We start from the raw sequence: 23,332 nt of genomic DNA on the forward strand, positions 1-23,332 counted from the left end.
TGGCGTCCCTCAGCGCATGTGCTCCGGGATCGCCTCGAGGTAGCCGCGCAGGTTGCGGGCGGCCTCGTCGACGGAGTCGCCGCCGACCTTCTCCAGCAGCGCCTGGGCGAGCACCAGCGCCACCATGGCCTCGGCGACCACGGCGCCCGGTGGCACCGCGCACACGTCGGAGCGCTGGTGGATGGCCTGGGCGACCTCACCCGTGGTGACGTCGACGGTCGCCAGGGCGCGCGGCACGGTGGAGATCGGCTTGAGCGCGGCGCGCACCCGGAGCACCTCGCCGTTGCTCATCCCGCCCTCGGTGCCGCCCGCACGGTTGGTGCGCCGGTGCAGGTGGCCGTCGTCGCCCGGGACGATCTCGTCGTGGGCGGCGGAGCCGCGGCGCGCGGCGGTGCGGAAGCCGTCGCCGATCTCCACGCCCTTGACCGCCTGGATGCCCATGACGGCGCCCGCGAGGCGGGCGTCGAGTCGCCGGTCGCCCGACACGTGCGAGCCCAGCCCCGGGGGCACGTCGTAGGCGAGGACCTCGACCACGCCGCCGAGCGTGTCGCCGTCCTTCTGGCACCGGTCGATCTCGGCGACCATCGCGGCGGAGGTGGCCGGGTCGAAGCAGCGCACCGGGTCCGCGTCCAGCGCGGCGACGTCGTCGGGCCCGGGCAGCGGGGCGTCGTCGGGGGCGGCGATGGGGCCGATGGCCACGACGTGCGCGACGAGCCGGATGCCGGCGACCTGCTCGAGGAGCGCCGCGGCGACGGTGCCCAGGGCCACGCGGGTGGCGGTCTCGCGGGCACTGGCCCGCTCCAGGATGGGGCGGGCGTCGTCGAGGTGGTACTTCTGCATGCCGACGAGGTCGGCGTGCCCCGGGCGCGGCCGGGTGAGCGGGCGGTTGCGGGCGATCTCCCGCTCGTCGCCGGTGCCGGCGTCGACGAGCAGCGCCTCGCGGGCCACCGGGTCCGGCGACATGACGGTCTGCCACTTGGGCCACTCGGTGTTGCCGATCTCGATGGCGACCGGGCCACCCATCGTGCGGCCGTGGCGCACGCCGCCGAGCAGGCGCACCTCGTCCTGCTCGAACTTCATCCGGGAGCCGCGACCGTGGCCGAGGCGACGCCGCGCGAGGGCGGCCTGCACGTCGGCGGAGGTGACGGCCACACCGGCGGGCACTCCCTCGAGGATCCCGACGAGGGCCTGGCCGTGCGACTCACCTGCGGTCAACCATCTGAGCATGCGTGCGATCCTGCCACGACGCGGCGCGGTGCTGCCGGGGCGTCCACGGGAGGCGTCCGGGACGGGCCCGCCGGTGGCCGGCGCGCCGTCGCCGCGGCGTCCGCCGGTTTGTGCCCGACGCCGCACCTCAGCCGCCGAGCGGCACCTCCGCGACGGCGAGCACCGTCGTCACGGCCGCGCCCAGGACCATCCAGGGGCCGAACGCGATCGCCGAGCCGCGGCTCGCCCGCCGCGTCACGAGCAGGACGAGCGCGATCACGCCCCCGAGGACGAACGCCGCCAGGACGCCGGTGAGCACGTGCGCCCACCCGAACCACCCTAGCCAGAGCCCGAGCAGGCCGCCGAGCTTGACGTCCCCCAGCCCGAGCCCGCCCGAGCGCAGAAGGGCGAGCACGAAGTACCCGACGAGCGAGACGAGCGCCGCGGCCACGGCGCGGCCGAGCACCGCCCAGGCGTCACCGGTCGCCGCCGCTGTGACGAGGACGAGCAGGACCCCGACCGTGCCGGCGAGCACGATCCGGTCGGGCAGCCGGTGGGTGCGCCAGTCGATGACGGTCAGGACGGTGCCGACCAGGGTCAGGTAGGCGCCGGCCACGGCGACGTCCCAGCCCTCGCCGGCCAGCCCCCAGCCGGCGACGACGGCGAGCACCGCGCCGACGACGAACGTGGCCCGGCCGGCGATGGCCAGGTCCTCCCTCAGGGGAGGCGTGCGCCAGCCCGCGTCGGCGCCGCCGGCCTCGGGCGCGCCTTCGCCAACCCGGGCCTCGGCCGCGGTGTCGGCGTCCCCCCCGACAGCCGGGCGGCCGCCCTGGGGCTCGCCCGTCATCGGTCCGGCAGGTCGAAGGGCGGCGGGGCGTCGGGCACGGCGCCCCCGTCGCGGCGGCGGGCGAGCTCGCCCAGGAGGCCCGCGCGCATGGCCTCGACGTCCGGTGCGCGGCCGGTCATGAGCTGGACCTGCGCCGCGGCCTGGTGGAGCAGCATGCCCCAGCCCGGCGCGACGAGCCCGCCAGCCTCCGTCCACACCCGCACCAGCGGGCTGGGCCAGGGGTCGTAGACGACGTCGAGCAGGACCCGGCCCGCCAGGGCGTCGGGCCGGCCGGACCGTTCCAGCAGCTCGGCCAGCGCCAGCGCGACCGGGTCGGCCACGCCCTGGGGCACCGTGGAGACGACCACGTCCGCCTCCAGCAGCGTCGCGGCGACCTCCTCGGGCGCGGACCAGGGCACGTTCTGGGTCGTCACGCCCATCCGGTGCGCGGCGGCCGCGGCCGACCCCGGCCCGGCGAAGGAGCGGGCGACCACGGTCGGGCGGGTGCAGCCGAGCTCGGCGAGCGCGGCCAGGGCCGACGACGCGGTCGCCCGGGCGCCGAGCACCACGGCCCGCTCGGACCGCCACCCGGGCGGGGCCACCTCCCGCACGGTCGCGACGATCCCGTGCACGTCGGTGTTGAAGCCCACGAGGAGGCCGGCGCCGCCCTGCCCGGGCTGGACCACGAGGGTGTTGACCGCCCCGGTGACCTCCGCGAGCGGGTCGACGATGTCCAGCAGCGGCATGACGGCCTGCTTGAGCGGCATCGTCAGGGACAGTCCGGCCCAGGTCGGGTCGAGCCGCGCGACGACGCCGGCCAGCTCGGCGGCGGTGACGTCCTGCAGCCCGTAGCCCCAGCCGGCGAGGCCGAGCTGGGCGTACGCGCTGCGGTGCAGGGCCGGCGAGAGCGAGTGGGCCACGGGATGGCCCAGCACCGCGGCCCGCCGCTCGATGCCCGGTGCGCGCAGGTCCTGCCCGCCCAGTGCCTCCGTTGCCACGTGCACGCCTCCTCCTTCGGCCGCCGGCCTTCCGCCGGTGCCAGGTCTACCAGCCTCGGCGGCGCCGCGAGGACGCCGTCCACACCGTCGGCGCGCGGCAGGGGGGCCACCGCTGTCACGGCGCAGCCCCGGGCCGCGGATTCCGCGTGCCGCCCGCACACCTGGCGCGGCCGCGACGCGGCGCGTGGGCGGCCAGTCGTGACCTACTGCGGGTGCTCGGCCATGTACTGGCGGAACTCGGCCACGTTGGCGTTGTGCTCCTCCAGCGTCGCGGCGAACTTCGTCTCGCCCGTCTCGAGGTTGACCGTGACGAAGTACAGCCAGTCCCCCGGCGGCGGGTTGATGACGGCGTCGAGCGCCGCCTCGCCGGGCGCGCCGATCGCCGTCGGCGGCAGGCCGGGGTGCAGGTAGGTGTTGTAGGGGTTGTCGTTGTCCAGGTCCGCCCGCGTGGGCACCCCGCCCACCTTCCCGACGCCGTAGAGCACCGTGGAGTCCATCTGCAGCATCCCGCCCACCTGGGCGGTGTCGTGGATGCGGTTCTCGATCACCCGAGCCACCTGGCCGTAGTACTGCGGCAGGTTGACCTCTCGCTCGACGACGGAGGCCTCGGTGAGCACCCGCTGGCGCTCCGCGGCGGGCACGCCGAGCTTGTCGAGGCGCGACACGGTCAGCGCGACCATGCTGCGCAGCATGCTGGCGGCGTCGTCGCCGGGCTCGAAGGTGTACGTCGCGGCGGCGAGCCAGCCCTCGGGGTTGCCGCCGGCCTCGGCGGGCAGCCCGATGGCGGCCGGGTCCGCCGCGGCGGCCTCGACGTCCTCCATCGGCAGGCCCGAGACGCTGGCGATGCGTTCGTAGACCTGCTTGGCGTGGAAGCCCTCGGGCACGGTGACGGTGATCTCCGCCTTGTTGGCCGGGTCGAGCAGGGCGGCGACGGCGTCGCGGGCGGGCATCTGGCGCTTGAGGTGGTAGCTGCCGGCCTGGATGCGCGCGGCGTTGACGTTGTCGTTGTAGGCGTCGGTGAAGGCGCGCACGGAGGCGACGACGTCGGCCTCCTCGAGGACCGTGCCCATGTCGTGGCCGGTGGCACCTTCGGGGATGGCGACGAGGACCTCCCCGGTGCCCGGCCCCGGGTAGTCCTCCGGGCCGCCGCCCAGCGAGAGCAGCGAGGAGACCTTCGGCACGGCCCAGACGGAGAGCGCGGCGAGGGCCGCGACCACCACGAACAGCACCACGGCGCTGCGCCGGCGACGTCGACGGCGGCGCACCTCGCGCGCCAGGCGCTGCTCGCGCCGGGCCCGCCGGGCCGCGCTGGCGTCCAGCTCGGGCTCGGCGTCCGTGAAGAGGTCGTTCACTCGCTCTCCTTGCTCGCGGGGGGCGGGTCGGGCACGACCAGCTCACCGGCGGGGGCACCGGTGCGCCGTTCGACCTCGAGCGCCTGCTCGACGATCATCACCGCGGCGACCTGGTCCACGACCTCCCGGTGCCGACGCCCGGGGCGTCCGGAGGCACGCAGCGCCTGGTGCGCGCTGACGGTGGTGAGGCGTTCGTCGACCAGCCGCACGGGAAGCGGGGCCAGGGCCTCGGCGACCCGGACAGCGTACCCGCGCGCGGCGTCGGCCGACCTCCCCTCCTTCCCCGACAGGCTGCGTGGCAGCCCGACGACGACCTCGATGGCGTCGTGCTCGCGCACGAGCGCCACGATCTCCGCGAGATCCGCGCCGTCCTTGGCGCGGGCGACCGTCCGCACGGGGGTCGCGAGGATCCCGCTGGGGTCGCTCCGGGCGACACCGATGCGGACGGTACCGACATCGATGCCGAGCCGCACGCCGTGGCGGGGCCGCGCGTCGCCGGCCCCGCCCGCGCCGGGGGGCTCGCTCATGCGCCCAGCAGCGTCGCGACCTCGGAGCGGACCCCGTCGAGCGCCTGGCCGAGCGCCGCGACGTCGGTGCCGCCGCCCTGGGCGACGTCGTCCTTGCCGCCCCCGCCGCCGCCGAGGACCGTCGCGGCGCCACGCACCAGGGCGCCGGCGCGCACGCCGGCCTGGCGGGCCGCGGCGTTGGTCGCGACGACGACCACCGGGCGCTCCTTGGCCGCCCCGCCCACCGCGATGACCGCGGGGGCGGACTCGCCCAGGCGGGCGCGGACGTCCAGGGCGAGGGTGCGCAGGTCGTCCGCCGAGGCGACCTCGCCGGCGTCGTGCGTGACGACCCGGCCGGTGCCCACCTGGGCGGCGCCGTCGGCGACCGTGCCGGCCGCGGCGAGCAGCTGCTTCTGGCGCAGGGCCGCGAGCTCCTTCTCCGCCGCCTTGAGCTTGGTCATCAGGGAGTCGACCCGCTCGGGCAGCTCCTCCGGGCGGCCGCCGAGCAGGCTGGTGACCTGGCTGACCAGGGCGTGCTCCTTGGCCTGGTAGCCGTACGCGCCGGCCCCGACGAGGGCGTCGACGCGGCGCACGCCCGAACCGATGGAGGACTCCCCCAGCACCGTGACGAGGCCGAGGGTGCCGGTCTGCGGCACGTGGGTGCCGCCGCACAGCTCCTTGGACCAGTCGCCGCCGATGGAGACCACCCGGACGTTGCGCCCGTACTTCTCGCCGAACAGCGCCATGGCGCCGGCCGCCTTGGCGTCGTCGATGTCCATGATCTCGTCGGTGACGTCGAGGTTGTCCACGAGCCGCTCGTTGACCCGGCCCTCGATGTCGCCCAGCACGGAGACCGGCACCGCCGAGCCGTGACGGAAGTCGAACCGCAGCCGCGACGGGGCGTTCTCCGAGCCCGCCTGGGTGGCCTGGTCGCCGAGGAACTCGTGCAGCGCCTTGTGCACCATGTGGGTGGCGGTGTGCGCGCGGGCGATGGCCTTGCGCCGGGCGGTGTCGATGGCGGCCACGCCGCGCTCGTCGAGGGTCAGGGTGCCCTCGGTGAGCTGGCCGCGGTGCACCGACAGGCCCTTGATCGGCGCCTGGACGTCGGCGACGTCGACGATCGCGCCGCCCTCGAAGGTGATGGTGCCCTGGTCGGCGAGCTGGCCGCCGGCCTCGGCGTAGAACGGGGTGCGGTCGAGGACGACCTCGACGTCGGCCGGGGCGCTGGCGCTGGGCGCGGGGACGCCGTCGACGAGCAGGCCCACGACCCGCGCCTCGGCGGTGGTGTCGGTGTAGCCGAGGAACTGCACGGGGCCGCCGAGGCGGTTCTGCAGGTCGGCGTACAGCGAGGTGTCGACGTGCCCGGTCTTCTTCGCGAGGGCGTCGGCCCGGGCACGCTGGCGCTGCTCGTCCATGAGCGACCGGAAGCCCGCCTCGTCCACGCTCACGCCGTGCTCGGCGGCCATCTCCAGGGTCAGGTCGATGGGGAAGCCGTAGGTGTCGTGCAGCGCGAAGGCGTCGGCGCCGGAGAGCACCGGCTTGCCGGCGGCGCCGGCGGTGGACCGGGCCCGGCTCACCGCGGTGTCCAGGATGGTCGTGCCGGCGACGAGGGTGCGCCGGAAGGCCTCCTCCTCCTCGTACGCGACCTGGGAGATGCGGTCGAAGTCGGTCTCGAGCTGGGGGTAGGAGCCCTTCATGGCGTCCTTCGACGCCGGCAGCAGCACCGGCAGCGCCGGCTCCTCCACGCCGAGCAGGCGCATGGAGCGCACGGCGCGGCGGATGAGCCGGCGCAGCACGTACCCGCGCCCGTCGTTGCCGGGGCGCACGCCGTCGGCGATGAGCATCATGGCGGAGCGGACGTGGTCGGCGACCACGCGCATGCGCACGTCGTCGGGGTTCGCCGAGCTCGCGCCGCGGGTGTAGCTGCGGCCGGACAGCGCCTCCGCGGCCTCGATGACCGGGAAGACCTCGTCGGTCTCGTACATGTTCGCCCGGTCCTGCAGGATGAACGCGAGGCGTTCGACGCCGAGGCCGGTGTCGATGGCCTTCTGCTCGAGCTCGTGCAGCAGCGGGTAGTCCTTGCCCGCGCCCTCGCCGCGCAGGTACTGGTCGAAGACCAGGTTCCAGATCTCGACGAACCGGTCGCCCTGGGTGTCCACCTCGGGGCCGCCGTCGGGCCCGTAGGCGCGGCCGCGGTCGTAGTGGATCTCGGAGGTGGGGCCGGCGGGACCGGGCTGGCCGGTGTCCCAGAAGTTCTCCTCGCGGGTCTGGAACTGCAGCCGCTCGGCGGGCAGGCCGATCGTGTTCAGCCAGATGTCCTTGGCCTCGGCGTCCTGGTCCCACACGGTGATCCACAGGCGCTCGGGGTCGAGGCCGTAGCCGCCGTCGGCCGGGGAGCTGGTCAGCAGCTCCCAGGCCATGGTGATGGCCCCCTCCTTGAAGTAGTCCCCGAAGGAGAAGTTGCCGGCCATCTGGAAGAAGGTGCCGTGCCGGGTGGTCTTGCCGACCTCTTCGATGTCGTTGGTGCGGATGCACTTCTGCACCGACGCCGCCCGCGGCCACGGGGCCTGCTGGGTCCCGACGATGTAGGGGATGAACGGGACCATGCCCGCGATCGTGAAGAGGATCGAGGGGTCGGGCGAGACCAGCGGGACGCTCGGGGCGATGTGGTGGTCCTGCTTGGCGAAGTAGTCCAGCCAGCGGGTGCGGATCTCAGCGGTGCGCATGGTTCCTCGGGGTCGGGGCGGTGGTGGGCGGGGCGCCGTGGGCGCCGGCGTCGAGAAGGGTGCTCAGTAGAACGAGTACGGCAGGTCGTCTGATTCCTCGTCCGCGGCGTGGCGGCCGCGGCGGCGGGCGACCTCGGTGCGGGCGGCGGCGTCGTCGTCGGGCAGCAGGGCGGCGCGCAGCTCGGCCTCCCGCTCGCGGAACGCCGCGGCGAAGTCCGCGGGCAGGGCCCGCAGCCGGTCCCGCAGGCCCGGGGCGCGGGCGACCGTCAGGGCGGTGACGGCGACGGCGCCGGCGGCGACGACGAGCAGCACCCGCGGCCGCATCTCAGCGGGCCTTCCGGCCGCCGAGCACGGAGCGCACGGCGTAGGAGAAGGCGGAGAGCTTGATCAGCGGGCCGCCGACCGTGGCGGCGACCAGGGTGGTCAGCGCGGAGACGTCCTCGGTGACGCGGGCGGCGGAGGTGGTGATGGTGTCGACCTTCACCAGCTGGCCGTTGGCCTCGCGGATCGTCTGCGCGGCCTCGTCGATGGCGGGCAGCGTGTGCGTGGTGAGCTCGCGGACGGTGCCCCGGGCCTCGTCCAGCACGCGGCCGAGCTTGACCAGCGGCACGGCGAGGACGACGACGAGCGCGACGAACGCCAGCGCGGCGATGAGGCCGGCGATGTCACCGACGGACATGAACTCTCCTAACGACGGGGACGGACCGGGCGCGCGTCGGGCGCAACGCCCGGGCCGTCACAGGTGAGGCTACCGGTTCGACGGCGACGCCCCGGGCACCGGCACAGGCCGGCTGCCCGGGGCGCAGCGCATCGCGGACGTCGGGGACGTCAGCGGGAGTAGTACTCGACGACGAACTGCTCGTTGCAGGTCACCGGGATCTCGGCGCGCTTGGGGCGGCGGACCAGCTCGGCGCGCAGCTTGGCGATGTCGACGTCGATGTAGGCCGGCACGTTGGGCAGCACGTCGCGGTGCGCGCCGGCGGCGGCGATCTGGAACGGCACCATGGCCTGGCTCTTCGGCTTGACCTGGATGACCTGGCCCGGCTTCACCCGGAAGGAGGGGCGGTCGACGAGCTTGCCGTCCACGAGGATGTGGCGGTGCACGACGTCCTGGCGAGCCTGGGCGATGGTGCGGGCGAAGCCGGCGCGCAGGACCAGCGCGTCCAGGCGCATCTCGAGCAGCTCGACCAGCGACTCACCGGTCAGGTACTGCTCGCGGCGGGCCTCCTCGAAGTAGCGGACCAGCTGGGCCTCGCGGATGCCGTACTGGGCGCGCAGGCGCTGCTTCTCCTTGAGGCGGACGGCGTAGTCGGACTCGGTGCGGCGGCGGGCGCGGCCGTGCTCGCCGGGCCCGTACGGGCGCTTCTCGAAGTACTTGACGGCCTTGGGGGTCAGCGGGATCCCCAGGGCGCGGGAAAGGCGCACCTGCCGGCGCGTGCGGCTCACTGCCATGTTTCGTCCTGTCGTGGTTTCTGTGACGTCACACCGCGCGGGCAGGATCGCCCGGACGGCGTGGGGTCGGCCGCGGTGGGCCATGACCCCAGGTGGCTGCCGGGGCGCGAGGCCCGCGTGGCAACCGGAAGAGATTACCACTACCGCCCGGCGAGGATCTGCCGGATCCGGGCCAGCCGGGCTGTGATGTCGCGCTCGTGACCGTAGGCGGTGGGCCGGTAGTAGGTGGTGCCGACCAGCTCGTCCGGGGCGTACTGCTGGGCGGCGATGCCGTGCGGGTAGTCGTGGGCGTAGCGGTAGCCCTGCCCGTGGCCGTGCTGCTTGGCGCCGGCGTAGTGGGCGTCGCGCAGGTGGGGCGGCACCGGCCCCGCCTTGCCCGCCTTGACGTCGGCGATGGCCGCGTCGATGGCGGTGTAGGCGGCGTTGGACTTCGGCGCCGTGGCCACGTGCACCACCGCCTCGGCGAGGATGATCCGGGCCTCGGGCATGCCGATGAGGGCGACCGCCTGCGCCGCGGCGACGGCCGTCTGCAGGGCCGAGGGGTCGGCCATGCCGACGTCCTCGGCGGCGGCGATGACGATGCGGCGGGCGATGAACCGTGCGTCCTCCCCCGCCACGACCATCCGGGCGAGGTAGTGCAGGGCGGCGTCGACGTCGGAGCCGCGCATGGACTTGATGAACGCGCTGGTGACGTCGTAGTGCTGGTCGCCGGCGCGGTCGTAGCGCACCGCGGCGACGTCGATGGCCCGCTCGACGGCCTCGAGCGTGATCTGCGGCTCCTCCGCGGCCTCGGCCGCCCCGGCGGCGGCCTCGAGGATGGTCAGGGCCTTGCGGGCGTCGGCGCCGGCCAGGCGCACGAGGTGGTCCTCGGCGTCGTCGGCCAGGGTGAGAGAACCACCCAGGCCCCGCTCGTCGCTCAGCGCCCGGTCCACCAGCGCCCGCACGTGCCCCTCCTCGAGCGGGCGGAGGGTGAGCAGGAGGGAGCGCGAGAGCAGCGGGGAGACGACGGAGAAGCTGGGGTTCTCCGTGGTGGCCGCGACGAGGGTGACCCACCGGTTCTCCACGCTGGGCAGCAGGGCGTCCTGCTGGGTCTTGGAGAAGCGGTGCACCTCGTCGATGAACAGCACCGTCTCGGCGCCGGAGGTCACCAGGCGGCGGCGGGCCTCCTCGACGACGGCGCGGACGTCCTTGACCCCGGCGGTGACGGCGGAGAGCTCGACGAACCGGCGCCCCGAGGCGTGCGCGACGAGGTAGGCGAGGGTGGTCTTGCCGGTGCCGGGCGGGCCCCAGAGGATCACCGAGGCGGGGCCGGCCCGGCGGCGCTCGTGCTCGGTCGGCTCGACCAGGCGGCGCAGCGGGGAGCCGGTCTCGAGCAGGTGCTCCTGGCCGAGGACCTCCGCCAGGCTGGTGGGGCGCATGCGCACGGCGAGCGGCGCCGTCGCCCCGACGGCGGGCACGCCCGCCTCGTCCGCCCCCGCGGCCTCGAACAGATCCACCCCCCGAGCCTACGGCGCCCGGGAGGGGTCGGCTCTTGCGCCGCACGTCACCTGTGTCACGGGATGTGGCGGCGGTTTGCCATGGGAGGTGGCGGGGGCTGCCACGGCACGTCGCGGATGCTGCCACGGCACGTGGCGGGGGCTGCCACGGGACGTGGCGGGGGCTGCCACGGGACGTGGCGCCCGCCGGGAGGCCTCGGTCGCGGCCGCGAGCGGTCAGCAACCGGGCGGTCGCCGACGCGAGCAGTCGGCGGGCCGTCGGCCGGCGCGACACGCCGGGCGGGCTCCGCCGCGCCCCTCCGTGCCCCGAGACGCCGCCGGTCCCGGGCCGCCGGCCGAGCGCCGTCGGCCCATTCGGACGCACCCGGAGCCGGACGACCCCGCCCCGGTGCGAGACTGTGCACCGTGTTCGACCGTCTCGGCCGCGTGGTCACCCGCCGCCCCCGTACGATCATCGCCGCCTGGGCCGTCATCGCCCTCGTCTGCGTGCTCACGGCGCTGGCCGGCGTCACCGGCCAGGGCCTGTTCGACCGCCTCCGCACCGGCGAGCCGGCCGTCCCGGGCTCCGAGAGCCAGGCGGGCCGCGAGATCCTGGCCGAGGCGCAGCACACCGGTACGCAGATCACCCTCCTCGTCCGCGGCGCCGACCTCACCGACGAGGGGCAGGTGACCGCGCTCGGCGAGGCGCTGCGGCCGGCGCACCAGGACCTCACCGCCATCGCCGGCGTCGACACGGTCGTGGACCCGTTCCTGCTGCCCGGCGCGATCACCAACCCCGCCGCCGCCGGGCTGGTATCGACCGCGCAGGACGGCTTCCTCGTCGTCGTCATGCTCGACACCGGCCTGGCCGAGACGGCCGAGGACACCGCGCACGACGCCGTCGTCGACCGCCTCGACGCCGTGCCGGGCGAGCTCGCCTCCGTCACCCCGGGGATCACCGGCATCGCCAGCTCCACGCCGATCTTCGCCCAGGAGATCGTCGACCAGGTGCGCGAGGACCTGGTGACCGGCGAGGTCGTCGCGCTGCCCGTGGCGCTGCTCATCATGGTCGTCGTCTTCGGCGGGTTCCTCTCCGCCGGCATCCCGCTCGTCGGGGCGCTGGCGTCCATCGTCGGCGGGCTCGGCGTCGTGCTCGCCCTGACCTACACGATGGACATCGACTCCTTCGTCATCAACGTCGTCACGGTCCTCGGGCTGGGCCTGTCGGTCGACTACGGGCTGCTCATCGTCTCCCGCTTCCGCGAGGAGGCCCACCGGCTGACCGCCGCGGCCAGCGCCGCGGCGGCCGAGACCCCTGCCACCGGGCTGCGCCGCCGGCGGCGGCGGCCGGGCGGCCCGCTCGTCGAGCAGGCGGTGCGCACGGCCGTGGCGACCGCCGGGCGCACGGTCGCCTTCTCCGCGGTCACCGTGGCCCTCGCCGTCGCCGGCCTGCTCCTCATGCGCCCGGAGGTGCTGCGCTCGATCTCCGCCGCGGGCGTGGCGGTGGTGGTGCTCGCGGTCCTCTCCGCGATCACCCTCGTCCCCGCGGTGCTCGTGGTGCTGGGCGCGCGGATGCTCCGCCCGTCGGTCCTCAGCCGGGTGCCGGGCCTGCGCCGCCTGGTGAGCGGCCTGGGCGACGTCGCCCCGGAGGAGGGCGTCTTCTCCAGGCTGGCCCGCCGCGTCCACGACCACCCGTGGCTGGTGCTCGTCGGCTCGGTGGCGGTGCTCGGCCTGCTGGCCTCCCCGGTGGCCGGGTTGCAGATGCGCAACTCCACCGCCGAGCTGCTGCCTTCGGCCTCCCCCCAGCGCGAGTACCTGCGCATCCTCGCCGCGGACTACCCCGCCGCCGCGGCCCCGGACGTCACCGTCGTCGCCAAGGCCAACCCCCCGGCAGCCGCCGGGCTGGCCGAGCAGATCGGCGGGGTGCGCCACGTCACGCAGGTCGCCGCGCCGGTCGCGGCCGACGGCTACAGCGTGCTCAGCGTCTTCGTCGACACCGACGACGCCGGCAGCGCCGAGGCCGCCGCGGTGGTGCGGGACCTCCGCGACCTCGACCCGGGCTTCCCCACCTGGGTGGTGGGACAGGCGGCCAACCAGATCGACTTCAACGCCGCGCTCCTCAACGGCCTGCCGATGGCGGGCGGCATCGTCGTCGTCGCCGTCCTGCTGCTGATGTTCCTCATGACCGGCTCGGTGCTGGTGCCCATCAAGGCGATCGTGGTCAACGTCCTGTCGCTGAGCGCCTCCCTCGGCGTGACCGTCTGGGTCTTCCAGCAGGGCCACGGCGCCGACCTGCTCGGCTTCACCCCGCTGAGCGGCCTGGAGGCCTACGTGGTGGCCGTGGTCGTGGCGTTCGGGTTCGGCCTGGCCATGGACTACGAGGTGTTCCTGCTCTCGCGGATCAAGGAGTACTGGGACGCCGGGTACAGCAACGACGACGCCGTCGTCTACGGCCTGCAGCGCTCCGGCCGGATCATCACCTCCGCGGCGCTGATCGTCGTGGCGGTCTTCGCCGGGTTCGTCGCCGGCGACCTCATCGTCATCAAGCAGGTGGGCGTGGCCCTGGCCGTGACCGTGCTGGTCGACGCGACGCTCGTGCGCATGCTGCTCGTCCCGGCCACGATGACGCTGCTCGGCCGGTGGAACTGGTGGGCGCCGGCGCCGCTGGCCCGGATCTACAGCCGGCTCAAGATCGTGCACTGACGGCGGGCCGCGGCCCGCCGCGCGGGATCCGCGGGACGACCCGCTGCCCGGCCCGGGAGCGTCCGTATGCTGCGCCCGTGCCGCTGCTCCTCGACCTGACGCCGCTGCGGGTCAGCCCCGCCTATCGCCGCCTCTGGACCGGCTTCACGCTGTCCGGCGTCGGCACGCACGTGGCGACGACGGCGATCGGGCTGCAGGTCTACGAGATGACCGGCAGCTCGTTCTCCGTGGGGCTGGTCGGGGTCTTCGCGCTCGTCCCGATCGTCGTGCTCGGCCTGTACGGCGGGGCGCTGGTGGACGCGCACGACCGGCGCACGGTCGCCGTCCTCGGCGGCGCGGCCCTGTGGGCGGCGGCCGTCCTCAACACCGCGCAGGCCGTCCTGGGCAACACCAACCCGTGGGTGCTGTACGCCCTGGTGGCCCTCGCCAACGCCGGGTTCGCGGTCAGCAGCCCCGCCCGGGCGGCGATCTACCCCCGGCTGCTCCCGCCCCACCTGCTCGCGGCCGCCAACGCCCTCAACGCCGCGGCCATGAACGCCGCGCTGATGCTGGGTCCCGTGCTCGCCGGCGTGCTCATCGACCGCGGCGGGTACGCGCTCACCTACGGCCTGGACGCCGCCCTGTTCGCCTTCGCCATGTGGGGCCTGGCCCGCCTGGGACCGGTGCCGCCGCAGCCCGGCGCCGCCGGGACGCCCCGCCGGGTCCCGGGCCTGCGCAGCGTCCTCGACGGGCTGCGCTTCCTGACCACCCGCCCCAACGTCCGCATGACCTTCCTCACCGACTTCTGCGCGATGATCCTCGCCCACCCGCGCGCGTTGTTCCCGGCCGTGGCGCTGGTGGCCTTCGGCGGCGGCGCCGCCACGGTCGGGCTGCTGAGCGCGGCCTTCGCGGTCGGCGCCACGGCCGCGATGGTCCTCTCCGGCCCGCTCGGGCAGGTCGTCCACCAGGGCCGGGCGGTGGTCCTGGCGGTGACCGGCTGGGGCGTGGCGGTGGTGGGGTTCGGGCTGAGCGTGCTGCTGGCCGGCCGCGGCCTCGAGCCGGCGCACGCGCTGTGGCTGGCCGCCGGCTGCCTCGCCGCCGCGGGCGCGGCGGACTCCGTCTCGATGGTCTTCCGCAGCACGATCCTGCAGGCGGCGACGCCGGACCACCTGCGGGGCCGGCTGCAGGGGGTGTTCATCGTGGTCGTGGCGGGCGGGCCGCGCCTGGGCGACCTCGCCGCCGGGGCGCTCGCCACGGCGTGGACCGAGTGGGCCGCGATCGTCGCCGGCGGGGTGGCCTGCGTCGTCGCGGTCCTCGCCCTCGCCAGGTGGCAGCGTGGGTTCCTCGCCTACGACGCCCACCACCCCACGCCCTGAGCCCGGGCGGGCCCTCGCCCGCCTCCCGCCGCAGCCCCCTCACCGGCCCGTGACCGCTAGGCCGCGCCCGCCTCGCGCAGCGCCGCCGCGGCGTCCGCCGCGCTGCCGACGTCCGCCGGGCCGACGGGCCCGGCGCCCCCGGCGAGCTCCCCCTGGTGGCGCAGCATCGCGATGACCCGCCCGGCGGCCTCGTCCACCCGGTCGCGGTCCAGCCTGCCGTCCTCGAGCGCGGCGACCACCGCGGCGTGCGCGGCGCCGTTGTCGGCCGGGTTCAGCAGCAGGTCCGCGCCGGCCTGCAGCGCGGCGACGGCGATCTCCCCCGGCCCGCCGACCACGCCGAGCGCCCCCATGCCCAGGCTGTCGGTGACGGCCACGCCGGAGAAGCCGAGGTCCTCGCGCAGTACCCGGTACGCCGCCGGGGAGACCGACGCGGGCACGCCGGGCTCCCACGCCGCGACGTCGACGTGGCCCATCATCACCATCGGCACGCCGGCGTCCACCGCGGCCCGGAACGGCGGCAGGTCGTGGGCGCCGAGGGCGGCGGCGGGGGCGTCCTGGACCGGCAGCGCCTCGTGGGAGTCCGTGGTCAGCGAGCCGTGCCCCGGGAAGTGCTTGACCGCGGGCAGCACCCCGCCGTCGCGGAAGCCCTCCACGGCGGCGACCACCGTGCCGGCGACCCGTGCCGGGTCGGCCCCGGCCGAGCGTGAGCCGATGGTGACGTCCTGGCCCGGCACGGTGACGTCGGCGACGGGCGCCCAGTCCACGGTGACCCCGGAGGCGCGCAGCTCGCCGGCCATGGCCGCGTAGGCGCGGGTGACGACGTCGGCCGGGGCCCGGCCGGCGACGGCGAACGGCGGGAAGGTGGTCCACGGCCCCTCGTCGCCGGACATCCGCTGGACGGCGCCGCCCTCGTTGTCCGTGCTCACCAGCCCGGGCCAGTCGCGCCGGTCGGCCGTGACCGCGGCGTGCACGCCGGCGCTGAGCGCCCGCACCTGCTTCAGGCTCGCCACGCTGCTGCCGGTGATCATCACGCCCGCCAGGTGGAGGTCGGTGACCAGCTCCGCGGCCTCGCGGGGGTCGGTGCCGTGCAGCCGCCCGACGATGACCTGCCCGGCGACCGCCTCGGGGCTCATCGCGGCGGCGGTCCGGGTGGCGGCGTCGACCTCCGCCGGGCTCGGCCCCCACGGGTGGGCGAACGCCGTCGGCGCGGGCGACGGCGGGGCACCCTTCTTCTCCGGGCGGGCGGCGCACCCGGCCACGACCAGGGCCGCCCCGAGCCCGGCCAGCACCGCGCGGCGGCTCGGCCCGCGAGTGGTCGGACGGCGCGTCATCGCGGGTTCAGCCCCTCGAACTCCTGACCGACGGCGAACCCGAGGCCGGCGTAGAGCCGCCGCGCGCCGTCGTGGTCGGCCCAGATCCCGAGGTGGACCACCGGCGCGCGGCGCAGCGCCCACCGGGTGACGGCGGCGACCATGGTCCGGGCGACCCCGCCGCGGCGGTGGGCGGGATCGACCGCGACGGCGGAGAGGTGGACGCCGGCGTCCGCCGCCGCGCCGGGGCCGTGCACCTCGGAGGCCAGCACCCCGGCGAGGGCGCCGTCCGGCGCGGCGTAGCCCCACCAGTCCAGCTCGGCGTCGCCCGGGTGGGCGCCGCGCTCGGGATAGGCGCGGGCGAGGACGGCGTGAACCTCGTCGAGCCGGCCAGGCAGCGGGGCGACCCGGTCCTCCCCCGGCTCGGCCGCCGGTGGCCGGTCGGTCGACATCCAGTCCCAGCCGCGCGCGAGGGTCACGCCCGTGCGTTCCCGCACCGGGCCGGTCAGCCGGTCCCAGGTCCCCCGGGTGAGGATGACGTGATCCACGGGCGGCAGCTCCGTGGTCGCGACGAAGGCCGCGAGGTGCTCGGGCGCCCCGAGACCGACGAGCAACCGCCGCCGCTCGCCCACGCACAGCGCCAACGCGGCCCGCCCGCCCGGCGCCGCCCACGCCTCGGCGAGGGGGTAGTGGCCCCGGTTCGCGCGCCAGAACGGCCAGCGGACGAGGAAATCCTCGCCGCTGGCCGTGGTGGTGACGCTCAGGCCGTCAGACCGTCGCCTCATCCTTGGCCTTGTCCTGCTCCTTGGGCTTGGGCTGGGCGTCGACGCCGGCCTCCTTGCGCTGCTCCGGGGTGATCGGGGCCGGCGCCTGGGTCAGCGGGTCGTAGCCGCCGCCGGACTTGGGGAAGGCGATGACGTCGCGGATCGAGTCCGAGTGGGTGAGCAGGGAGACGATCCGGTCCCAGCCGAAGGCGATGCCGCCGTGCGGCGGGGCGCCGAGCTTGAACGCGTCGAGCAGGAAGCCGAACTTCTCCTGGGCCTCCTCCTCGCCGATGCCCATGACGTTGAACACCCGCTCCTGCACGTCGCGGCGGTGGATACGGATGGACCCGCCGCCGATCTCGTTGCCGTTGCAGACGATGTCGTAGGCGTAGGCCAGCGCCTCGCCCGGGGACTCCTCGAACCGGTCGATCCACTCCGGCGTCGGGGAGGTGAAGGCGTGGTGGACGGCGGTCCACGCGCTGTGGCCGAGGGCGACGTCGTCGTCCTCGCCGGTGGGCTTGAACAGCGGGGCGTCGACCACCCAGACGAAGGCCCAGGCGTCCTCGTCGATCAGGCCGACGCGGCGGCCGATCTCCAGGCGCGCCGCGCCGAGCAGCGCCCGGGCGTCCGAGGCCCGGCCGGCGGCGAAGAAGACGCAGTCCCCGGGCTTTGCCCCCACGGCGGCGGCGAGCCCCTCGCGCTCGGCGTCGGAGATGTTCTTGGCGACCGGGCCGCCCAGGGTGCCGTCCTCGGCCACCGTGACGTAGGCGAGGCCCTTGGCGCCGCGGGACTTCGCCCAGTCCTGCCAGGCGTCGAAGGTGCGGCGCGGCTGCGAGGCCCCGCCGGGCATGACGACGGCGCCGACGTAGGGGCTCTGGAACACCCGGAACGGGGTGTCCCGGAAGTACTCGGTGAGGTCGGTCAGCTCCAGGCCGAAGCGCAGGTCCGGCTTGTCGGTGCCGTACTTCTCCATCGCCTCCTTGTAGGTCATGCGGGCGATGGGCCGGAGGATCTCGACGTCGATGAGCTGCCACAGCTCCGCGAGGACCTCCTCGGCGACGCCGATGACGTCGTCCTGGTCCACGAAGCTCATCTCGACGTCGAGCTGGGTGAACTCCGGCTGCCGGTCGGCGCGGAAGTCCTCGTCGCGGTAGCAGCGGGCGATCTGGTAGTAGCGCTCCATGCCGGCGACCATGAGCAGCTGCTTGAACAGCTGCGGGGACTGCGGCAGCGCGTACCAGCTGCCGGGCGCCAGGCGGGCCGGGACGAGGAAGTCGCGGGCGCCCTCGGGGGTGGACCGGGTCAGGGTCGGGGTCTCGATCTCGACGAACTCGTGGCCGTCGAGCACCCGGCGCGCGGCCTGGTTGGCCTTCGCGCGCAGGCGCAGCGCGTGCTGGGGGGCCTTGCGCCGCAGGTCGAGGTAGCGGTACTTCAGCCGCACCTCCTCGCCGACCTGGCCGGCGTCCTCGGCGTGCTCGGAGACCTGGAAGGGCAGCGCCTCGGCCTTGTTGAGCACGACGACGTCCTGCGCGATGACCTCGATCTCGCCCGTCGGGAGGTTGGGGTTGGCGTTGCCCTCCGGACGGCGGGACACCTCGCCGGTGACCTGGAGGACGAACTCGCTGCGCAGCTCGTGCGCGACGGTCTCGTCACGGATGACGACCTGGGCGATGCCGGAGGCGTCCCGGAGGTCGATGAACGCCACGCCGCCGTGGTCGCGGCGGCGGTCGACCCAGCCGGTGAGGGTGACGGTGGACGAGATGTCGCTGGCGCGCAGGGAGCCGGCGTTGTGGGTGCGGAGCACGGATTTCCTTCCGACGGTCGGGCGCATCGCTAGACGGGCGGGCGCTCCGAGAATCCTAGTGGCCGCCCCAGACGGCGCCGCGGCGGGCGGCGTGTGAGCCGGGTCGTAGACGCGCCTGTGACGCCGCCGTTGGCGACCCGGGGCGATTCCGTCGACGTCGTCGCGCGTGGCGATGCCCACAGGCGGCGGGTGAGCGAACAGCCGCTCAGAAGCGCTGGGCGAGGAGGGTCAGCTTGGCGACGTACGCCGGCCAGTCCTGCTGATCCGGAAGGTTGGGGGCCTCCACCCGGAGGCCGGCCGCGCCGTCGATGCCCTCGCGCAGGATGTCGGCTTGGCCGACGTGCCGTGTCAGGTCGACGAGCACGTGCACCATGATCCGGCCCAGGGTGACCGGGTTGCGCTCCTCCCCCCACCACGGGACCCGGCCGTGCGCGTCGAGTGGGAGCTCGTCGATGGTCGCGTCGGCGAAGGTCCACACCCGCCGGTACAGGCCGATGATCTCGTCGCAGCTCTCGCTCTCGGTCGCGTACCAGTCGGCCTGCGGGTCCGCCTCGAACTCGTCGTCGGAGATCCGTTCCCCGGGCGTCGGCCACTCACGGCCGAAGGTGTCGCCGAAGTAGCCGATCTCGACATTGGCCATGTGCTTGACGATGCCGATGAGGTTCGTGCCGGTGGCCGTGCGCGGCATGCGGAGGTCACGCTCGCTGAGGCCGTCCAGCTTCCAGAGCAGTGCATCGCGACTGAACTGGAGGTAGTCGCGCAACACGGCCTTGTGTTCTCCCAGATCGCTCATGCGACGAGTCTGGACCATTGCCGGTGTCCTCCGATGCATGTGGTCGGTGGCCCTCAGCGCCGCGGGGCGCCTCCTGACGCCACGCGCACGGCCCGCGGGCGAGCGCTACCGGCCTCCAACGCGCCGCCCTCTGCCCGTGGTTCGCCGCACCCGGCCCGTGGTTCGCCGCACCCGGCCCGTAGTTCGCCGCACCCGGCCCGTAGTTCGCCGCACCCGGCCCGTAGTTCGCCGCACCCGGCCCGTAGTTCGCCGCACCCGGTCCGTGGTTCGCCGCACCCGGCCCACCTGCGCCATCATCGACCCGTGCAGCACAGCGACGGCGCAGGCCGGCGGGCCGACGCCCCGCACCCAGCCATCGGCGCCCCGGAACGAACCACCGGGGTGCCGCAGCCAACCACCCGGGTGCCGCAGCCACCCGGCACCATGGCCGGTCCCGACCAAGCTCGCCCGGGACCGGACCTCACGCGCCTGCTGCTCGTCGGGTCGGTCGCGCTCATCACCCTGGTGGCGTTCGAGAACCTCGCCGTGGGCACCGCCATGCCGCAAGTCACCGCCGACCTCGGCGGCCTGCGGCTCTATGCCGTCGCCAGCGGGGCGCCGCTGGCCGCCCAGCTCGTCGCGACCGCGGCGGGCGGGGCGTGGAGCGACGCGCGCGGGCCGCGCGGCTCCCTCGTCCTGGGCATCGTGCTGTTCTGCGCCGGGCTCGTCGTGGCCGGCCTCGCACCCAGCATGGAGATCCTCGCGATCGGCCGGGCCGTGCAGGGCTTTGGCGGCGGGCTCCTGCTGGTGCCGCTGTATGTCCTCGTCGGCGCCCTGGTGCCGCAGGCACAGCAGCCGCGCTTCTTCGCCGCGTTCGCCGCGGCGTGGGTGGTGCCGGGCCTGGTCGGGCCGGGGATCGCCGGGCTCGTCGTCGAGCACGCGTCGTGGCGGTGGATCTTCCTGGCCGTGCCCGTCCTCACCGTGATCGTCTCGGTGATCCTCCTGCCGCTGCTCAGGCGGATCGGCAGCCACGACGGTCCGGCGAGCCGCGGGACGCCGGCACGCACCCGCCGCCTCCTCCTCGCCGGCCTCGGCGCCGGGCTGGCCGCCGGGGTGCTGCAGGTGGCGGGTGCCGAGCGCAGCGCGTGGGCGTGGACCGCCGCGGCCGGCGCGGTGGTCGTCCTCGTCCTCGCCACCCCCGTGCTCCTGCCGGGTGGCACCGCGCGGTTGCGCCGCGGTGTCCCGGCGGCCGTGGCGTGCCGCGGACTGCTCAATGCGACCTTCATCAGCGCCGAGACATTCCTGCCACTGCTGCTCGTGCGGGAGCACGGGTGGCCCACCTGGGCGGCGGGCCTGGTGCTCACCGTCGGCTCGCTGACCTGGGCGCTCGGCTCCCAGATCCAGGGCCGCATCCAGGACCCGCGGCGACGGGCCCAGATCACCTGGGCCGGGCCGGCGGTCCTCACCCTCGGCACGCTCGTGGCGGCCGCGGCAACCCTGCCCGGGGCGCCGCCCTGGCTGGTCCTCGTCGGCTGGACGGTTGCCGGCGTCGGCATGGGCCTGGTCTTCCCCGCGCTCTCCGTCTTCGTGCTGCAGGCCACCCCCGCCAGCGAGCACGGACGGGTGAGCTCCGCGCTCCAGATGTCCGACGGCCTCGGCGCCGCGCTCGGCCTGGCCGCGGCCGGTGCGCTGTTCACCACTCTCGTCGGCGTCGGCGGCAGCGGCGCCTACCTCGCCGGCCTGCTCCTGGCCGCCGCGCTCGGGGCGCTCGCCGCGCTGGCCGGGGGCCGCGCCAGCGTCCCGGACGACCCCCGGGCTTGACACGGGAGGTGCCAAGGGGGGGGGCAGGCGCCTGACCGCGCTAGACCTGTGCGGGAGGTCACCGGCCCCGCCCGCGCCACGGAGCACGCCCGGCCGATACCCTGGAGCCTCCTGGAGTGAACGAGACCGCCCAGGCCCCGTGCGGAAGTGTCGCGTGGTGGGGCCGCTCGCGCGGATGGTGGGTCGCCGACCTGGCGAGGTCACCCGCACTCCGCTGACGATGGGTTATCTCCTTTGACCACCCCTGCCTACGCTGCCCTGCCGACCGACGACGACGCCGCCGTCGAGGTCGCCGTCCCCCAGGACGCCGCCCCCGAGAGCGCGCCGAGCGCCGCCTCCGCCGACGACGCGGCCGCACCGACCACTCCCGACGCCGAGAACGCGACCGACGTCGCGGGCGAGCCCGACGCCGAGACCGCCGAGCAGGATGCCGTCCCCGACGCGGTGACCTTCGCCGACCTCGGCCTGCCGGCCGACCTCCTCGCCGCCGTCTCCGACCTCGGGTTCACCACCCCCACCGACATCCAGGCCGAGGCCATCCCGGTCCTGCTCGGCGGCCGCGACGTCGTCGGCATCGCCCAGACCGGCACCGGCAAGACCGCCGCGTTCGGCCTGCCGCTGCTCGCCGCCGTCGACCCCAAGGACCGCGCGGTGCAGGCGCTGGTGCTCACCCCCACCCGCGAGCTCGCCATGCAGGTCTCCGACGCCGTCGCGTCCTTCGCGCACCGCACCCGCGACCTCGTGGTCCTGCCGGTCTACGGCGGGTCGAGCTACGTCCCGCAGCTGCGGGCCCTGAAGGACGGCGCCCAGGTCGTCGTCGGCACCCCCGGCCGCGTCATGGACCTCATCGAGCGCGGCAGCCTCGACCTGTCCGGGGTGCGCTTCCTCGTCCTGGACGAGGCCGACGAGATGCTGCGCATGGGCTTCGCGGAGGACGTCGAGGTCATCGCCGGCCACGTGCCGTCCTCGCGCCGCACCGCGTTGTTCTCGGCGACGATGCCGGCCGCCATCAAGAAGGTGGCCGCGACGCACCTCAACAACCCCGTCCGCGTCGCGGTCACCCGGCCCGCCTCGACCGTGGCCACGGTGCACCAGACCTACGCCGTCGTGCCGTTCAAGCACAAGGTCGGCGCGCTGAGCCGGGTGCTGGCCACGACCGAGGCGGAGGCCGCCATCGTCTTCGTGCGCACCAAGGGCACCGCCGAGGAGGTCGCCCTCGAGCTGGCCGGCAAGGGCATCCAGGCCGCCGCCCTCTCCGGCGACGTGCCGCAGAAGGAGCGCGAGAAGCTCGTCGAGCGCCTGCGCCACGGCTCCCTCGACGTCCTCGTCGCCACCGACGTCGCCGCCCGCGGTCTCGACGTCGAGCGCATCGGCCTCGTGGTCAACTTCGACGTGCCGCGGGAGACCGACGCCTACGTCCACCGCATCGGCCGCACCGGCCGCGCGGGCCGCACCGGCACCGCGCTGACCTTCCTCACCCCGCGCGAGCGGGGCCGCCTGGTCCAGATCGAGCGGGCCACCGGTTCGACCCTCGAGGAGGTCGGCCTCCCGACGCCGGCGGACGTCTCCCGCCACCGCGCCGAGCAGCTGTTCGGCAAGGTGGCCGTGCGCCACGAGGCCGGCCGGCTGGAGATGTACCGCGAGGCCGTGACCGCCTACGTCGAGGAGTCCGGGCTCGACCTCACCGAGGTCGCCGCCACCCTCGTCGCCCTCGCCGTGGGCGACGACGGACCCCGCCGACGCGACGAGGACGGCGCGCGGGTGCGCCGCGAGGAGCAGGTGGACGAGGACGGCACGTTCCTCGGCGCCACCTTCGACGAGGGCTTCGCGCCCAAGCACTCTCGCGGCGCCGCCGAGCGCGGCGGCCGCCGGCCCCGGGTGGCCGGGGTGCGCTACCGCGTCGAGGTCGGGCACAAGGACGGCGTCCAGCCCGGCGCGATCGTCGGCGCGATCACCGGCGAGGGCGGCCTGCGCGGCTCGGACCTGGGCAAGATCGACATCTTCCCGAGCTTCTCCCTCGTCGAGATCAGCGGCGACCTCTCCCCCGAGACCGCCCGACGCATCGGCGCGGCCAAGGTCGCCGGCCGCCCCCTGCGCATCCGCCCCGACGAGGGCCCGCGCGGCGGCAAGGGACACAAGCACGGCGGTCACGGCGGCTGGGGCGACAAGCCCGGCCGCGGCGAGCGGGGCCTGCGCCCCTCCCGGCCCGCCGGCGGCCCGCGCCGAGGCTCCGGCCGCTGAGGCTCGGGTAGCCGTCCGCCG

Annotated in this window: 18 protein-coding genes; 4 read left to right on the forward strand and 14 right to left on the reverse strand. The window is 75.3% G+C overall.

Annotated elements, in window-relative coordinates:
* Nucleotides 1-9: 9 nt before the first annotated feature.
* The 10 genes from aroC to GD880_RS09645 form a co-directional block, all read right to left on the reverse strand.
* Nucleotides 10-1,227: a chorismate synthase gene (aroC, locus tag GD880_RS09600; RefSeq protein WP_152231405.1), complete on the reverse strand. Its 1,218-nt coding sequence runs from the start codon at nucleotides 1,225-1,227 to the stop codon at nucleotides 10-12.
* A 127-nt stretch (nucleotides 1,228-1,354) separates the two neighbouring features.
* Nucleotides 1,355-2,053 (reverse strand): prepilin peptidase, encoded by a 699-nt coding sequence (locus tag GD880_RS09605; RefSeq protein ID WP_152231406.1) that lies wholly within the window; start codon nucleotides 2,051-2,053, stop codon nucleotides 1,355-1,357.
* Nucleotides 2,050-3,036, reverse strand: a complete 987-nt coding sequence (locus GD880_RS09610; RefSeq protein ID WP_226909525.1) for a shikimate dehydrogenase — start codon at nucleotides 3,034-3,036, stop codon at nucleotides 2,050-2,052. Before GD880_RS09610 ends, GD880_RS09605 begins: the two co-directional genes overlap by 4 nt.
* Before the next feature lie 197 nt (nucleotides 3,037-3,233).
* The gene (gene mltG, locus GD880_RS09615; RefSeq protein WP_226909526.1) at nucleotides 3,234-4,382 is read right to left on the reverse strand and encodes an endolytic transglycosylase MltG; all 1,149 of its coding nucleotides are present in this window, start codon (nucleotides 4,380-4,382) and stop codon (nucleotides 3,234-3,236) included.
* Nucleotides 4,379-4,909 (reverse strand): Holliday junction resolvase RuvX, encoded by a 531-nt coding sequence (gene ruvX / locus GD880_RS09620; protein ID WP_152231407.1) that lies wholly within the window; start codon nucleotides 4,907-4,909, stop codon nucleotides 4,379-4,381. The genes mltG and ruvX overlap by 4 nt, the downstream gene beginning before the upstream one ends.
* Nucleotides 4,906-7,614, reverse strand: a complete 2,709-nt coding sequence (alaS, locus tag GD880_RS09625) for an alanine--tRNA ligase (RefSeq protein WP_152231408.1) — start codon at nucleotides 7,612-7,614, stop codon at nucleotides 4,906-4,908. Before alaS ends, ruvX begins: the two co-directional genes overlap by 4 nt.
* A gap of 63 nt (nucleotides 7,615-7,677) precedes the next feature.
* A complete protein-coding gene (locus GD880_RS09630; protein ID WP_152231409.1) occupies nucleotides 7,678-7,938 on the reverse strand; it encodes a hypothetical protein in 261 nt (86 codons plus the stop codon).
* 1 nt (nucleotide 7,939) lies between these two features.
* Nucleotides 7,940-8,293, reverse strand: a complete 354-nt coding sequence (locus GD880_RS09635; RefSeq protein WP_152231410.1) for a DUF948 domain-containing protein — start codon at nucleotides 8,291-8,293, stop codon at nucleotides 7,940-7,942.
* Nucleotides 8,294-8,442: 149 nt separating this feature from the next.
* Nucleotides 8,443-9,066 carry a 30S ribosomal protein S4 gene (rpsD, locus tag GD880_RS09640; protein WP_152231411.1) on the reverse strand — a complete coding sequence of 208 codons (624 nt, stop codon included), beginning with the start codon at nucleotides 9,064-9,066 and terminating at the stop codon, nucleotides 8,443-8,445.
* Between the two features lie 140 nt (nucleotides 9,067-9,206).
* A complete protein-coding gene (locus tag GD880_RS09645) occupies nucleotides 9,207-10,562 on the reverse strand; it encodes a replication-associated recombination protein A (RefSeq protein WP_152231412.1) in 1,356 nt (451 codons plus the stop codon).
* Nucleotides 10,563-10,967: 405 nt separating this feature from the next.
* On the opposite strand from GD880_RS09645, the gene GD880_RS09650 reads away from it, so the two are divergent.
* Nucleotides 10,968-13,244: an MMPL family transporter gene (locus GD880_RS09650; protein WP_226909527.1), complete on the forward strand. Its 2,277-nt coding sequence runs from the start codon at nucleotides 10,968-10,970 to the stop codon at nucleotides 13,242-13,244.
* 77 nt (nucleotides 13,245-13,321) lie between these two features.
* Nucleotides 13,322-14,599 carry an MFS transporter gene (locus tag GD880_RS09655; protein WP_152231414.1) on the forward strand — a complete coding sequence of 426 codons (1,278 nt, stop codon included), beginning with the start codon at nucleotides 13,322-13,324 and terminating at the stop codon, nucleotides 14,597-14,599.
* Nucleotides 14,600-14,655: 56 nt separating this feature from the next.
* On the opposite strand, the gene GD880_RS09660 is transcribed toward GD880_RS09655, so the two are convergent.
* The 4 genes from GD880_RS09660 to GD880_RS09675 all read right to left on the reverse strand — a co-directional run bounded on the left by GD880_RS09660 (nucleotide 14,656) and on the right by GD880_RS09675 (nucleotide 19,270).
* Nucleotides 14,656-15,930 carry a glycoside hydrolase family 3 N-terminal domain-containing protein gene (locus GD880_RS09660; protein WP_152231415.1) on the reverse strand — a complete coding sequence of 425 codons (1,275 nt, stop codon included), beginning with the start codon at nucleotides 15,928-15,930 and terminating at the stop codon, nucleotides 14,656-14,658.
* Nucleotides 15,927-16,694, reverse strand: a complete 768-nt coding sequence (locus tag GD880_RS09665; protein WP_152231416.1) for a GNAT family N-acetyltransferase — start codon at nucleotides 16,692-16,694, stop codon at nucleotides 15,927-15,929. Before GD880_RS09665 ends, GD880_RS09660 begins: the two co-directional genes overlap by 4 nt.
* Nucleotides 16,678-18,477, reverse strand: coding sequence for an aspartate--tRNA ligase (aspS, locus tag GD880_RS09670; protein WP_152231417.1), 1,800 nt, complete (start codon nucleotides 18,475-18,477; stop codon nucleotides 16,678-16,680). The genes GD880_RS09665 and aspS overlap by 17 nt, the downstream gene beginning before the upstream one ends.
* 205 nt (nucleotides 18,478-18,682) lie before the next feature.
* The gene (locus GD880_RS09675) at nucleotides 18,683-19,270 is read right to left on the reverse strand and encodes a DinB family protein (protein WP_152231418.1); all 588 of its coding nucleotides are present in this window, start codon (nucleotides 19,268-19,270) and stop codon (nucleotides 18,683-18,685) included.
* Nucleotides 19,271-19,573: 303 nt separating this feature from the next.
* On the opposite strand from GD880_RS09675, the gene GD880_RS09685 reads away from it, so the two are divergent.
* Both GD880_RS09685 and GD880_RS09690 read left to right on the forward strand, forming a co-directional pair.
* A complete protein-coding gene (locus GD880_RS09685; protein WP_193314441.1) occupies nucleotides 19,574-21,070 on the forward strand; it encodes an MFS transporter in 1,497 nt (498 codons plus the stop codon).
* Between the two features lie 234 nt (nucleotides 21,071-21,304).
* Nucleotides 21,305-23,311, forward strand: coding sequence for a DEAD/DEAH box helicase (locus GD880_RS09690; protein WP_405002742.1), 2,007 nt, complete (start codon nucleotides 21,305-21,307; stop codon nucleotides 23,309-23,311).
* Nucleotides 23,312-23,332: the final 21 nt, after the last annotated feature.

The organism is Georgenia ruanii (genome assembly GCF_009193175.1).
GTDB classification, from domain to species: Bacteria; Actinomycetota; Actinomycetes; order Actinomycetales; family Actinomycetaceae; genus Georgenia; species Georgenia ruanii.